The organism is Mucilaginibacter ginsenosidivorax (assembly GCF_007971525.1).
Taxonomy (GTDB): Bacteria; Bacteroidota; Bacteroidia; order Sphingobacteriales; family Sphingobacteriaceae; genus Mucilaginibacter; species Mucilaginibacter ginsenosidivorax.
On sequence record NZ_CP042437.1, the window covers coordinates 7,027,741 to 7,042,668 of the forward strand.

The following is a 14,928-nucleotide window of genomic DNA, read 5'->3' on the forward strand; positions in this document are numbered from 1 at the left end:
GTTAGCCCGCATTGGATTTGCAAGTGGACCAATGTAGTGCCCGATGGTGAGATGTTGATCACAACTCTGTGGTTAGCTTTTTGCTTTGTATCGCTGGCTTTATTTTGTGATAAGGAGATTTGGTTTAGACTGGCTTGAGAAATTTTAATTGATACGCCTGCCGAATTAATGTTTTTATAATGAAAGATAATTGCAGAAAATATTACATTTATCGGCGTAACATCGTGGACAAATTTGTACCAACAGATTTTTTTGATGGCGATTTAAAAACACATTTTATTATCATATTTGTTACAACCACTGGTTAACCCAATCAACTTTTAAATACTATACCAATGCAGGACTTAGACCCATCCATCCTAAAGAAAGTAAACACCTGGCTCGAAGGAAATTACGATGCTGATGTTAAACAGGAAATTCAAACGTTATTAGACAATAAAGCATACACCGAGTTAACAGACTCGTTTTACCGCGACCTGGAATTTGGTACAGGTGGCTTGCGTGGTACCATGGGCCCGGGCTCAAACCGGATTAATAAATACACCATAGGCGCTGCTACCCAGGGCCTGGCCAATTATTTGAAAAAAACATACCCGGGCGAAAAAGTTAAAGTTGCCATAGCGCACGATAGCCGTAATAATGCCGACTTGTTTTCGAACATTACGGCTGAAGTGTTTTCGGCCAATGATATCCATGTATATTTCTTTAAGGCCTTACGCCCCACGCCCGAGCTTTCTTTTGCCGTACGCCACTTTGGTTGCAAAAGCGGCGTGATGCTTACCGCATCGCACAACCCTAAAGAGTACAATGGCTACAAAGCATATGGCGCCGATGGCGGCCAGTTTGTATCGCCACATGATAAAGCGGTGATGGACGAAGTGGCAAAAATTGCCAGCATTGATGAAATTAAATTCAACCGTGTTGATGCCAACATTGAGGAGATAGGCGAGGAAGTTGATGAGCTTTACTTAGAAGGGATCACTAAATTATCTATCTCACCAGATGCTATCAATCGCCAAAAAGATTTAAAAATTGTTTATTCGCCAATACATGGTACAGGTATTACCCTGGTGCCGCAAGCTTTAAAACGTTTTGGTTTTGAAAATGTGATACTGGTAGACGAACAAACCACGCCCGATGGAAATTTCCCTACGGTAGTGTATCCAAACCCCGAAGAGAAAGAAGCTTTAACCCTGGCACTAAAAAAAGCACAGGAAACTGATGCGGATTTGGTGTTAGCAACCGACCCCGATGCCGACCGTGTAGGGATAGCCGTAAAAAACACCGATAACGAATTTATATTGCTTAACGGTAACCAAACCGGCTGTATGCTTATCAACTACCTGCTTAGCGCATGGGAAGATAAAGGCAAACTTACAGGCAACGAGTACATTGTTAAAACCATTGTGACATCAAACCTGATTGATACCATAGCCAAAGCCAAAAATGTAACCTGCTACAATACGTTAACCGGTTTTAAATATATTGGCGAGCTGATGACCCACTTTGAAGGCAAACAAACCTTTATTGGCGGCGGCGAAGAAAGCTACGGCTATTTGATAGGCGACCTGGTGCGCGATAAAGATGCCGTTGTTTCAAGTGCCTTTATTGCCGAAATGACGGCCTATTACAAAGACAAAGGCAGCAGCCTGTTTGAGGCCTTGATAGATACTTACGTGCAGTATGGTTTCTACAAAGAGAAGCTGATATCGATAACCAAAAAAGGTAAAACCGGTGCCGAAGAAATTAAGGCCATGATGGAAACCTTCAGGAAAAACCCGCCGGCTACTTTAGGTGGATCGAAAGTGGTTACCTTAAAGGATTACGAGTTCCAGGTAGAAACCGACCTGAATACCAATACTACCAAAGCAATTGAGTTGCCTACATCAGATGTGTTGCAGTTTATTACCGAAGACGGCAGCATAATATCTGCCCGTCCGTCAGGTACCGAGCCGAAGATTAAATTTTATTGCAGCGTTAACGGTAAACTGGCCAGCAAAGAAGCCTATGCCGATACCGACAAGGAATTGGATGCTAAAATTGACGCCATTATGCAGGACCTGGGCGTGTAACCCCTTCGTTTAAAAGTATATATCCTGAAAATCCCGGCCTTTGCGCCGGGATTTTGCGTTATTCCGAGCCCAGGCACCAAAATTACTGTATCATTACCGTACACTCACTGTCACGCTTACGAACATGTTCGTAATTCTGGTGTAATTTAACTTATTTATTATCAGGTATTTAAAGTTTTGGTATGTGTTTTAAACCATGTGTGCAAATCTGCATATCACATGATCAAGAATTACATCAAAATAGCGTGGCGTAATATAGTCAGGCACAAGGCCTATTCAAGCATAAATATAGCCGGGCTTACGGTTGGCATAGCCGCTTGTTTGCTCATTTTTGTTATCATTAGTTTTGAGCTGAGTTTTGATAAATTTCAGACCAACTACAAAAATATATACCACGTTGTAACCCAAGAAAAACACGAATCGGACCTTACTTATAATCCGGGCATTGCAGTGCCTGCTACTGAGGCCCTTCGGTTAGATTTTCCGCAGGCAAAGGTAGCAGCCCTAAATAGCAGCTATGGCAGCCAGATCACCGTTCCCGAAGTTGCCGGCACAGGTACAGGCGATAAAAAATTCACCGAAAACCTGGGCGTTTTATTTATCGAACCTCAATTCTTTGACATTTTTAGTTCAAAATGGCTGGCTGGCGCCGCATCTGTTTTAAAAGATCCGGACATGGCAGTGATTGACAAAAGCATGGCCATTAAATACTTTGGCGACTGGCAAAATGCTGTTGGCAAAACCCTTAAAATGGACAACGTAATAACGCTTAAAGTTGCCGGGGTTATTGAAGACGCGCCTGTTAATACCGACTTCCCGTTTAAAATAATGGTATCTTTTGTAAGTTGGAAAGCGCACGGTAAAGATTATAACTACAGCGGCGAATGGGGATCGACAAGCAGCAATCACCAGGTTTTTATAATGGTGCCCCCAAATATGAGTGCTGATAATGTTGGTAAGCAACTGGAAGCTTTTTCGCGTAAGCACTTTAAAAAAGGTATATCAGAAACCCATCTCCTGGCGCAACCACTATCATTGTTCCACTTTGATACCCGTTTTGGCAACCCGCTGGCCGATCATACCATGAGCTACGCAACATTGCGTACCATATCGCTCATCGCCTTACTGATCATCGTAATGGCATCCATCAATTTTATAAACCTGTCTACGGCGCAATCGGTTGGCCGCTCAAAAGAAGTGGGCATCCGCAAAGTATTAGGCAGTACGCCTAAGCAATTGATAGCCCAGGTTATTGGCGAAACCACCCTGGTGGTTTTCTTTTCGGTAGTGCTGGCTTTAGGTATTGCAAAGTTGGCCATGCCACAACTTAAAAGTATTGCCAATGTACCCGAAAGCATTGGCTTATTTACTGCCGAAAACCTACTGTTTTTACTTGTTGTAATGGTAGTTGTTATCGTATTATCGGGTATTTACCCCGCTATGGTAGTATCGGGTTTTAAACCTGTTTTAGCTTTGAAAAATAAGATCACGGCGGCTTCAATCGGTGGCATTCCCTTACGCAGGGCGCTGGTTATTACCCAGTTTGCGATATCTCAATTGTTAATGATTGGTACTATAGTGGCCATGAACCAAATGGATTTTGTAAACAAGGCCGACCTTGGCTTTAATAAAGAAGCTGTACTGGTTATCCCCGGCTATACCGATAGTATCAGTTTGGGTAAAATGGTAGCATATCGCCAACAGTTGATGCAAAACTCTGCTGTAAAATCGGTTAGTTTTAGTTCGGATGCGCCATCGTCGGAAAACAACTGGGGCACCAATTTTAATTTTAATAATAACACAAAAGATCCAGGGTTTAACACCTATTTAAAATTTGGCGATGCCGACTATTTTAAAACCTTCGGGCTCCAATTCTCCGCAGGCAAAGGATATGATGTAAGTGATACTGCCAGGCAGGTGGTGGTCAACGAAACATTTATCCATAAGTTGGGAATCCAAAATGCCGAAAGCGCGATTGGTAAAACCGTAAGAATGGGTGGCAATGGCAGGTGGATGCCTATAACCGGTGTGGTTAAGGATTTTAAAACCAACTCGCTGCGCGAAACTGTGAAACCAATTGTTATTGCCCCGGCCAAAAAATTCGAGGGCAATGTTGCCATTAAAATCCAGACTAAAAACTTAAGTAAAACCGTTGCCGAATTGCAAAAAATGTGGGAGAACACTTACCCCGAATATGCCTACAACGGATATTTCCTGGATGATAATATTGCTAAATTTTACCAGGCAGAAAACCAGATGGCCATGGTTTACAAAATATTTGCCGGTATAGCCATTTTTATTTCCTGCCTTGGTTTATATGGCCTGGTATCATTTATGGCAGTGCAACGCACCAAAGAGGTTGGTATCCGCAAAGTATTAGGCGCGTCGGTTAGCAGTATCGTTTACCTGTTTTCTAAAGAGTTTGTTGTGCTTATCGTTATATCCTTTGTAATTGCCATGCCATTGGCCTGGTACGTGATGACAGGCTGGCTACAAAACTTTGCCTATCGCATATCGTTAAGCGCCTGGATTTTCCTGTTGGCCATAGCCTCGTCGGTAGTTATCGCCTGGGTAACGGTAGGGTACAAGGCGGTACGTGCAGCATTGGCTAACCCGGTGAAAAGCCTTCGTAGTGAATAGTTGTGAGTTGTGAGTTGTGAGTTGTGAGTTGTGAGTTGTGAGTTGTGAGTTGTGAGTGAAATTGGGCATACAAGTTAGAATTTAAGATTTGGGTAAAGCCTTTAATTTTTAGGATTTAGAGTTTAGGATTTAGAATTTAATTATCATGATAATGAACTTCCTGAAAACAACCTTTCGTAGCTTGTTAAAAAACAAGGCTTACAGTTTTTTGAATATCGCGGGCCTTGCAATAGGTATTGCCTGCGCATCTGTTATATTTCTGTGGGTTCAGGACGAACTTACTTTTAACCATAACTTTCAAAAACGGGATAATATTTACGTTATCTATGAAAATCAAACCTATGAAGGTAAGGTTTCTACTTTTCATGCTACGCCGGGCCCTATGGCCAAGTCATTGGTTGCAGATATCCCAGGCATAAAAACGGCTGCCCGGTCGGGCGGTACCGGCGATGTTTTGTTTTCCCTTGGCGATAAAACCATTAACGAAAAAGGGGAATACGCTGATGCGGGGATATTTTCTATACTAAAACTTCCTTTTGTTTATGGCGATGCCAATAATGCTTTCCGTGATGTGCGCTCGGTGGTAATTAATACCACTATGGCTAAGAAGTTTTTTGGCGATACCAACCCGGTGGGTAAAACGCTAAAAGTAAATAACGAGCAGGATTTTACGGTTACCGGTGTAATTCAGGATCTGCCTAAAAATGCTACGATGCAGTTTCAATGGCTGGCACCATTAATCGATATTGACCCTAAAAAGCCCTGGATGAAGGATTGGGGTGCAAACTGGGCACATACCTATGTTGAACTGGAGCCCGCAGCGGATGTTAGTGCCATTAATAAAAAATTGGCCAACTATATTGGAACCAAAAAAACGGGCAACAATACCCAATCATTTCTTTTTGCCATGAACGATTGGAATTTGCACGATAATTTTACCGATGGTAAAATGGATGGCGGCCGCATTGTTTATGTGCGTTTATTTGCCATTATCGGCTTCATTATATTATTTATAGCCTGTATCAATTTCATGAACCTGGCAACAGCCCGATCAGAAAGGCGTGCCAAAGAAGTTGGCGTGCGTAAGGTGATGGGGGCTGGCAAGGGTAAGCTTATTAGTCAGTTTATTGGCGAAGCGTTGATTATGGCATTTATAGCAGTCGCCGTAGCTGTATTATTGGTTGCTTTAACGCTGCCTGCGTTCAATAACCTGGTTCAAAAAGAACTGGCCATTAACCTGTTTGCTGCTGGTCATGTTATTTACTTAGTAGCTATAGGTATAATAACAGGCCTGCTTGCCGGTAGTTATCCGGCTTTTTACTTGTCATCTTTTAACCCTATAACGGTTTTAAAAAGTATCAAAATAAAGTCAAGTACAAGCTCGGGGCTTATCAGGCAAAGCCTGGTGGTTATCCAGTTTTCAATTTCGATTATATTGATTATTGGTACCGTGGTAATCTATCAACAAATACAGCATGTAAAAAACCGCAAACTGGGTTTTAATAAAAATGACCTGATCAGCATCAGCACGCAAGGAAAGCTGGTTGACCATTTCCCTGCAGTTTACAACGAATTAAAAAAAACAGGGTTGATTGAGGATGCCGCGTTGAGTGATTATCCCGCTTTAGAAATCTGGAGCAATACCGATAATTATTCGTGGGAAGGCAAGGATGCATCAAAAAATCCATTGATAAGCCTGGAGAATGTTAACGACCATTTTTTATCAACCATGGGTATGAAGCTGGCTTCCGGCAGGAATTTCCGCTCAAATCAAACTGCTGATAGTAATAACGTGATTATCAACGAAGCCTTTGCAAAACAAATGGGTAAACAAGGGCACGTTGGAGCTATTATAACAGAAGGAGGCTCAAAGCGCCTAACTATAACCGGCATAGTTAAAAATTTCCTCTACAATGATATGTACGCCGCCAGTGCCCCCATGTTACTATATAATCATACCGACGGAGCCCGCTTTTTAACCATAAGGTTTAAACACGGAGCAAACCTGCCGGGTGTATTGAATAAAGTTGGCGGTGTAATTAAATCAAATAATCCCGGCTATCCATTCGATTATAAATTTGTTGACGACGAATTTGACCTGATATTTAAAACCGAAACACTAACCGGTACATTGGCCGGCGTTTTTGCGTCGTTAGCTATATTTATATCCTGCCTGGGTTTATTTGGCCTGGCCGCGTACACTGCCGAGCGAAGGATAAAAGAAATAGGTATCCGCAAAGTTTTGGGCGCCACTGTAGCCGGTTTAACAAGTTTATTATCAAAAGACTTTTTACAACTGGTTGGCATTTCATGCCTTATAGCATTCCCGGTGGCCTGGTGGGCCATCAATAACTGGCTGCAAAGCTACCAATACCGGGTAAACATCCATTGGTGGGTATTTGCTGCCGCGGGCATTATAACCGCGCTTATTGCCCTGGCAACTGTAAGTTTCCAGGCCATAAAAGCAGCGTTAAGTAATCCGGTTAAAAGTTTAAGGAATGAATGATTTACGTTGTTGCTCATCTGCTTTGCGTCATTAAGTCATTGATGCTTTCAAATGACTTAATGACGCAATGAGACAAGGTACCAATAAACTAATGAACAAGTTAACCAATAAACTAACATTATGATCAAGAACTATTTGAAAATTGCCTGGCGTAATATCTTAAATAACAAAGTTTACAGCGCCATTAATATATTGGGTTTGGCTGCGGGTATGGCTGTAGCGCTTATCATCGGTTTGTGGGTGTTTAATGAGTTTTCGTATGATAAGTTTTTACCCAACTATAAACAATTATACCAGGTTGAAGTACACTTTACATCGCAGCATGACGAGCATACACAAACCGCTGTTGCCATCCCGTTAGCCGATGTGTTGCGGAAACAAATTCCCGGCATTAAACACGTGGCCGAAACGGATTGGGTGGGCTGGCAATGGCACGATCTGTTGGTGGGCAACAAAAAGCTATACCTTGGTGGTGGCGCCGCGCATCCCGATTTTTTAAAGATTTTTCAATATCCTTTTGTAAAAGGCAGCGCGAAGGATGCGTTTACCGATCCTAACTCTATCATTATTGATGAGGCGACCGCTACAGCTTTATTTGGCAATGCCGACCCTATAAACAAAGTGATCCGTTATGATAACAATCATAACATGAAAGTTACCGGGGTTATTAAAAATATCCCCAAAAATGCCACCAAGCAGTTCAACTTCTTAACGCCCTTCAGCTTTAAAGAACAAACCGAAAGCTGGATGAAAAATGCCCGCGTAACCTGGACAAACAACTCCTTTAATATGTTTGTAGAGTTACAGCCCGGAGTAACCCTGGCGCAGGTGGCGCCTAAGATAAAGAATCTTGTTTATGATAACAGTGTGCCAATGCGCTTAGCTCATCCGGAGGTTATACTGCACCCGATGAAGGACTGGCACCTGTATACCGACTTTAAAAACGGTAAAGCTGTTGGCGGTTTTATTGATTATGTGCGCATGTTTAGCATCATCGGCATATTGGTATTGCTGATAGCTTGTATCAATTTTATGAACCTGAGTACAGCCCGCTCAGAGAAACGGGCCCGTGAGGTAGGGGTAAGAAAAGCCATCGGCTCACAACGGAGAGACCTGATCGTTCAGTTCTTAGCAGAATCGCTGCTGATCACTTTTATCGCGTTCCTGTTGTCTATATTAATTGTTCAATTGGTTATCCCGTCGTTTAATGAGCTAACAGGAGGCTTTATAGCTATACCGTATGCTAATCCGTTGTTCTGGAGTGCAATGTTATTATATGTGGCCGTAACAGGTTTACTGGCAGGCAGCAGGCCAGCTTTTTACCTGTCGTCATTTAACCCGGTACAGGTTTTAAAGGGAACCATCAAAGTGGGCAAAGCTGGTTCAATACCACGTAAAGTATTGGTAGTATTGCAGTTTAGCTGTTCTATAGCGTTAATTATAAGTACAGTAATTGTTTACCAGCAAATTCAATATGCCAAAAGCAGGCCCACCGGTTACAGCGCAGAAAGATTAATGATGACCGATATGAGCGGCGATCTGGAAGCGCATTTTGGCGCGCTCAGAAACGATCTGTTAGCAAGCGGATTGGTAGAAAGTGTGGCTTCGGCATCAAGCCCTGTAACTAACATATATAGCCACAGTTCGCTTGACAAATGGCCGGGCAAAAGTGCCGGCGAAGATCCTGTCAATATCGGGTCGATATCAGTATCTGACAGCTATTTTAAAACTCTTGGTATGAGCCTAAAAGCCGGCCGAGATTTTACAAGCAACTGGGCCAATGATACATCGGATGTTATTTTGAACGAGGCAGCCGTAAAACGAATAGGCTTAAAGGACCCGATAAACCAACTGGTAACGTGGAATGGAAGCGCTAAACCTGTACGTATTATAGGTGTTGTAAGGGACGCGCTCATGGAATCGCCTTTTACGCCCATCCAGCCGGCTATATTTAACCACGGCAGGGGCGGTAATAACATCATGTACCGGCTGGCAAAAAATGTGAGCATTCATGATGCGTTGCCAAAGCTTAACAAAATATTTGATACCTATAACCCGGCTTACCCATACATATACCAGTTTGTTGATGATGAGTATAACCATAAATTTAACCTGGAGCTACTTGTGGGTAAGCTTGCCGGCGTTTTTGCGGGCCTGGCTATATTTATTTCATGTTTGGGATTATTTGGCCTTGCTGCGTATGTAGCCGAGCAACGTACCAAAGAGATTGGTATCCGCAAAGTGCTGGGAGCATCTGTTGCTAACGTATGGATGCTGCTGTCGGGCGATTTTATTTTGCTGGTAATCATCAGTTGCGTAATTGCATCGCCTGTTGCATTTTACTTTTTACGCAATTGGCTGCAAAAGTACGACTACCGGATAACCATTGGGCCTGGAGTATTCCTGCTATCGGCACTGGTGGCTATAGTAATAACATTAATGACCATCAGCTTCCAGGCTATAAAGGCGGCGTTAACCAACCCCGTAAAAAGCTTGAGGTCAGAATAGTCATTTAGTCATTTGCTTCGCGTCATTAGGTCATTGAGGCTTTAAAAATGACTTAATGGCCAAATGACTCAATGACAAGACACCAATAAACTAATAAACAAGTGAACCAATGAACTAACATTATGATAAAAAACTATATTAAAATTGCCTGGAGAAATTTAAAGCGGAATAAGGCTTACGCTGCTATAAGTGTTATTGGTTTGGCACTGGGTATTGCCTGTGGCATACTGATATTTACATTGGTTACCTATCATTTAAGTTTCGACACCTTTCATAAGGATTCAGACAGGGTGTACCGCTTGTATACCGAATGGCATGACGATGGCATCGGAAAATCAAATGGCGTGCCACAGCCATTAGGCAAAACCTTCAGGAATGACTTTACCATAGGCGAGAAAACAGCCAGGGTAATTAATTTTACCGGAACGCTGATTACCATAACCCAGGGAGCCGATGTTAAAAAGTTTCAGGAAGATGACGGTGTGGCCTTTGCCGAACCGGAATACTTCGATATTTTAAACTTCCCATTATTAAAAGGCGACAAAAAAAGGGTGCTTGTTGCGCCGGGCGAGGCTCTGGTAACCGAGAAAATTGCCCGTAAATATTTCGGAACAGATGATGCCATTGGCAAAGTATTCCGCCTGGATAATAAGGTGAACTTTACCATAACCGGTATCTTAAAAGATTTACCCAACAATACCGACCGCAGGCAACAGATTTACGTATCGTACGACAATATGGACGAGTACACCGGCAACAAGCGCCGCGAAGATAAATGGGGTGGGGTTTACAGCGGCAGCGAGGTATTTACCAGGCTAAAAAAAGGAGTTACCCAGGCACAGGTAGATGCAACTACCGCACAAATTGTTAAAAAGCATTATACAGGCCGCGATTTAAAAGTTTGGTTTTTTAAACTGCAACCCCTTAACGATATGCACTTTAACCCTGAGTTGAACGGCTATGCCGATAAAAAATACTTATGGGCATTATTTTTCATCGGCCTGTTCCTGATTATTACCGCGAGTGTAAATTTTGTTAACCTGGCAACCGCCCAGGCGCTTAACCGGGCAAAAGAGGTTGGCGTGCGTAAAGTTTTGGGTAGCATGCCCGGCCAGTTGTTTTGGCAGTTTATTGCCGAAACAGCTTTGATAACCGTGTTTGCGGTTTTGGTTGCCATTGGCTTATCGTACATTGCTTTGCCTGCTATTAACCACCTGTTCCAATCGGAGATGGAATTTGATAAAGGCGAGTTAGCTATTTTCATTGTGTTAATTGCTGTTGCGGTTGTGTTTTTATCAGGCTCGTATCCAGGTTTGGTATTAGCACGGTTTCAGCCCATCCAGGCGCTTAAAAGTAAACTTTCGCAAAAGGATATCGGCGGGTTTTCGCTACGCAGGGTGCTGGTGGTAACCCAGTTTGCTATTTCGCAGGTTTTAATTATTGGTACCATTATTATAGTATCGCAGCTGCATTATTCCCAAACTGCCGACCTGGGTTTTAACAAAGACGCCATCGTATTACTGCCCATCCCTAAAAACGACAACAAGGCCATTTTAAGCACCATGAAAAACCAGCTAAACCAGGTTCAAGGTGTTGAAAAGGTAACTTATTGCTACAGGGCACCCGCTTCGCAATCAAACAATAGTACCGGCGTTAACTTTAACCACCGGGCCGAGGATGAACATTGGAGCATCAACGTTAAATCGGCAGATGAAAATTACATTTCAACCTTTGGTTTAAAACTGGTTGCAGGCCGTAACTTTTTCCCTTCGGATACCACGCGTGAGTTTGTAGTGAATGAGATGGTGGCTAAAAAACTAAATATGAAGCCGCAGGATTTGATAGGTAAAATGCTATCAATTAATGGTAAAAGTACAACTGCGCCGATAGTAGGGGTGGTTAAAGATTTTTACAATTATTCATTCCACAGCGAAATTTCGCCCGTTTGTATTATGCCAAATTTTCATGGCTATTCAACTGTAGCCATCAAAATGAATATGCGTAATGCCAAGACAACTTTAGCCTCATTTGAGAAGGTATGGAACCAGGCTTTCCCGGAAGAATTTTACTCGTACCAGTTTTTGGATGATAGCATCAGGAAATTTTATGAACTGGATAATATCCTGTTAACGCTGATAGAAGCTTTTGCAGGTATCGCTATAGTTATAGGCTGCCTTGGTTTGTATGGTTTGGTATCATTTATGGCTGTACGCAAAACCAAAGAAATTGGCGTACGCAAAGTATTAGGGGCAAGTATCACATCGGTGCTATGGGTTTTTGGCAAGGAATTTACCATTTTATTGCTCATAGCCTTTGTAATAGCCTCGCCGTTGGCTTATTGGGCCATGCACAATTATTTAAAAGATTTTCAATACAAAATACCCATCGGCCCCGAAATTTTTGCCGAATCGATTCTGTTTACATTTATAATAGCTGCAATAACGGTAAGCTACCGGTCGGTGCTGGCAGCGCTGGCCAACCCGGTAAAAAGCTTAAGGAGCGAATAATTTAGTTCATTGGTTCACTGGTTCATTAGTTCATTGGTCCTTTCTGGTGGTATTCCAGGCAGGAGGCATTTAGATAGCCGGAGTTTAAAGCCTTTTACCCGCTATGTCCGCGTTTCAATGAACCAATGAACCGCCTGACAAGATCAGAGAAAAAATGAACCAACAGAACAGACCAATGAACTAATAAACAAGTGAACCAATGAACCAATCATGATAAAAAACTATTTCAAAATAGCTTTGCGCAACCTGTGGAAGCACAAAGCATTTTCTATTATCAATATAACAGGCCTATCCATAGGGATAACGGCCTGTTTTTTTATTTTTATGTATGTAGGCTTTGAGTTGAGCTACGATAATATGCATACCAAGGCAGATAGAATCTACCGGCTGGTTACGGATATTAAAACGCCGACCGAAACCATTAATACCGGCGTTACAGCATGGCCATTCGCGCCAAACATTAAAGCCGATTTTCCAGAAGTGGAATCATTTGTGCGGGTGAGTGGCGGCAGTTTTTTGGTAAAAAAAGGCAATGTTAAATTTCAGGAAGAGAAATCCATTTTCGCCGATTCAACCTTTTTCAAAGTTTTTGATTTTAAACTGTTGAAAGGTGATCCTAAAACGGCATTGTCAGAGGTGGCTACTATTGTGTTTTCAGAGTCGGCTGCAAAAAAATATTTTGGTAATACCGATCCTGTAGGGCAAACCGTGCTGGTAACCGGCGATGCCATACCCGCCAAGGTAACAGGGGTTATGAAGGATATTTCCGAAAACTCACAAATAAAAGCGGATATGCTGATATCAATGGTGTCGCTTACCCAAAAGTTTAATAAAGGGCTGGATAACCAATGGGCAAATTTTGGTGCATCGAGTTACCTGTTATTAAAGCCGGGCACCGATGCTAAAAGGTTAGAATCCAAATTCGCGGCATTTTTAGAACGCAGAAATGGCGACGAAGAAAGGAAAATGCACATGAGTTACAAGTTGTTATTGGAGCCCATGAAATCGGTTTATCTGTATTCTAAACGCAACGGCCAGGAATCGGGCAGTATCACCAATGTTTACATATTTACCATTGTAGCCGTTTTTATACTCCTGATAGCCTGTATCAATTTTGTGAATTTAACCACAGCCCGTTCGGTCGAGCGGGCCAAAGAGGTAGGTATCCGAAAGGTTGTCGGCGCCGAAAAGGGGCAATTAGCCAGCCAGTTTATAGGCGAATCGGTGGTGCTTTGCCTTATCGCTTTTGTGTTAACTATCATCTTGTCGGTATTATTCCTGCCCTTGTTTAATCAGCTTGCGGGAAAAACAATCAGCCCCGGAATTTTTTCTAATTGGTACTACGTACTTATTTTATTGGGTACATCGGTAGCCATTGGTCTTATTGCCGGCATTTATCCGGCATTGGTTTTGTCGTCATTTATGCCGGTTTCGGTGTTAAAGGGTCGGTTTGCCAGTAGCAGTAAAGGGAATATGTTGCGTAAAACGTTGGTAATAGCGCAGTTTACCATTTCGATATTTCTTATCATAGGTACCATCATTGTTTACACCCAAATGAACTTTATGCAAAACAGGGACCTTGGTTTTAGTAAAGACCAGATGCTTATTTTGGATACTAACGGCGATCCGGCCGGGAACGCACTTAAGGAAGCATTGACATCCATTCCGGGCGTAAAGTCAACCGCAATGTCGTCAAGTGTTCCGGGTGGGGGTAATCCGGGTGCATATTCCGAGATCGAGAACAAAAAAGGCGATTTGCAAATAGCTAATCTCGACCTGTATTTTGTCGACTGGGATTACGTAAATCAGTTTAAAATCAAGATGGTTGCAGGGAGGTCATTCTCCCGCGAGTTTGGCACAGATACAGCCCAGGCCATGCTATTAAACGAAGCCGCGGTTAAATTATTTGGCTACAGTTCGCCGCAGCAGGCTATCGGCAGGCGCTTTAAACAGTGGGGCCGCGAGGGTAAAATAGTAGGGGTGATGAAGGACTTCCATTTCCGATCATTACAGGAAGTTATTAAACCACTTAGCATGCGTATCGAGATGAAAAACATCTCTTTAATTTCGGTAAAAATGTCCACCCAAAATACGCCTGCAACCCTGGCAGCCATCGAAAATAAATGGAAGGTTTTAATCCCGAACAGGCCGTTCAGCTATTACTTTTTAGATGAGTTTTTTGACCGCCAATACCGGGCCGAACAGCGCTTTGGCAAACTGTTCCTCAATTTTGCGGCGCTGGCCATATTTATATCATGCCTCGGCTTATTGGGGTTGGCATCGTACAGCACGCTGCAGCGTACGCGCGAAATTGGTATCCGGAAGGTATTGGGGGCCACTGTACCGGGCATAGTTAACATGCTATCACGGGATTTTATTATACTGGTTATTATCTCTTTCTTTATTGCATCGCCGTTGGCATATTGGTTTATGCACAGCTGGCTCAAAGACTTTGCCTACCGCATTGATATCAGCTGGTGGATCTTCGTTATCGCCGGCATCCTGGCCTCTGTTATAGCCCTTGGCACTATCAGTTTCCAGGCCATCCGCGCGGCGCTTACCAACCCGGTTAAAAGTTTAAGAAGCGAGTGACATATAGGTGAAAGGCGAAGGGTGGTAGCGAACCGCGTTTGATCCTGATAATATAGGGTTACTTTAAGTACACTGATGTGCCAAACCAGGTAAAACCAACTTT

At 42.8% G+C, this 14,928-nt stretch carries 6 protein-coding genes; all 6 read left to right on the forward strand.

Translation table 11 applies throughout. The annotated features are described in order from the left end of the window. Window positions 1-335: 335 nt before the first annotated feature. Complete coding sequence (locus tag FSB76_RS29020; protein ID WP_147059742.1) at window positions 336-2,072, forward strand: phospho-sugar mutase; 1,737 nt, start codon at window positions 336-338, stop codon at window positions 2,070-2,072. Between the two features lie 219 nt (window positions 2,073-2,291). Further along, complete coding sequence (locus tag FSB76_RS29025; protein WP_147059744.1) at window positions 2,292-4,712, forward strand: ABC transporter permease; 2,421 nt, start codon at window positions 2,292-2,294, stop codon at window positions 4,710-4,712. A gap of 151 nt (window positions 4,713-4,863) precedes the next feature. Continuing rightward, a complete protein-coding gene (locus tag FSB76_RS29030) occupies window positions 4,864-7,218 on the forward strand; it encodes an ABC transporter permease (protein ID WP_225976343.1) in 2,355 nt (784 codons plus the stop codon). A 120-nt stretch (window positions 7,219-7,338) separates the two neighbouring features. After that, on the forward strand, window positions 7,339-9,726 hold the full coding sequence (locus FSB76_RS29035) for an ABC transporter permease (RefSeq protein ID WP_147059748.1): 2,388 nt from the start codon (window positions 7,339-7,341) through the stop codon (window positions 9,724-9,726). A gap of 122 nt (window positions 9,727-9,848) precedes the next feature. Continuing rightward, entirely contained in the window at window positions 9,849-12,233 is a 2,385-nt protein-coding gene (locus tag FSB76_RS29040; protein WP_147059750.1) for an ABC transporter permease, read from the forward strand. A gap of 210 nt (window positions 12,234-12,443) precedes the next feature. Continuing rightward, the gene (locus tag FSB76_RS29045) at window positions 12,444-14,825 is read left to right on the forward strand and encodes an ABC transporter permease (RefSeq protein WP_147059752.1); all 2,382 of its coding nucleotides are present in this window, start codon (window positions 12,444-12,446) and stop codon (window positions 14,823-14,825) included. Window positions 14,826-14,928 lie beyond the last annotated feature (103 nt).

Coding starts and splice junctions, on each gene's coding strand:
- FSB76_RS29020 (WP_147059742.1), top strand. CDS start 336: ATGCAGGACTTAGACCCATCCATCCTAAAGAAAGTAAACACCTGGCTC.
- FSB76_RS29040 (WP_147059750.1), top strand. CDS start 9,849: ATGATAAAAAACTATATTAAAATTGCCTGGAGAAATTTAAAGCGGAAT.
- FSB76_RS29045 (WP_147059752.1), top strand. CDS start 12,444: ATGATAAAAAACTATTTCAAAATAGCTTTGCGCAACCTGTGGAAGCAC.
- FSB76_RS29030 (WP_225976343.1), top strand. CDS start 4,864: ATGAACTTCCTGAAAACAACCTTTCGTAGCTTGTTAAAAAACAAGGCT.
- FSB76_RS29035 (WP_147059748.1), top strand. CDS start 7,339: ATGATCAAGAACTATTTGAAAATTGCCTGGCGTAATATCTTAAATAAC.
- FSB76_RS29025 (WP_147059744.1), top strand. CDS start 2,292: ATGATCAAGAATTACATCAAAATAGCGTGGCGTAATATAGTCAGGCAC.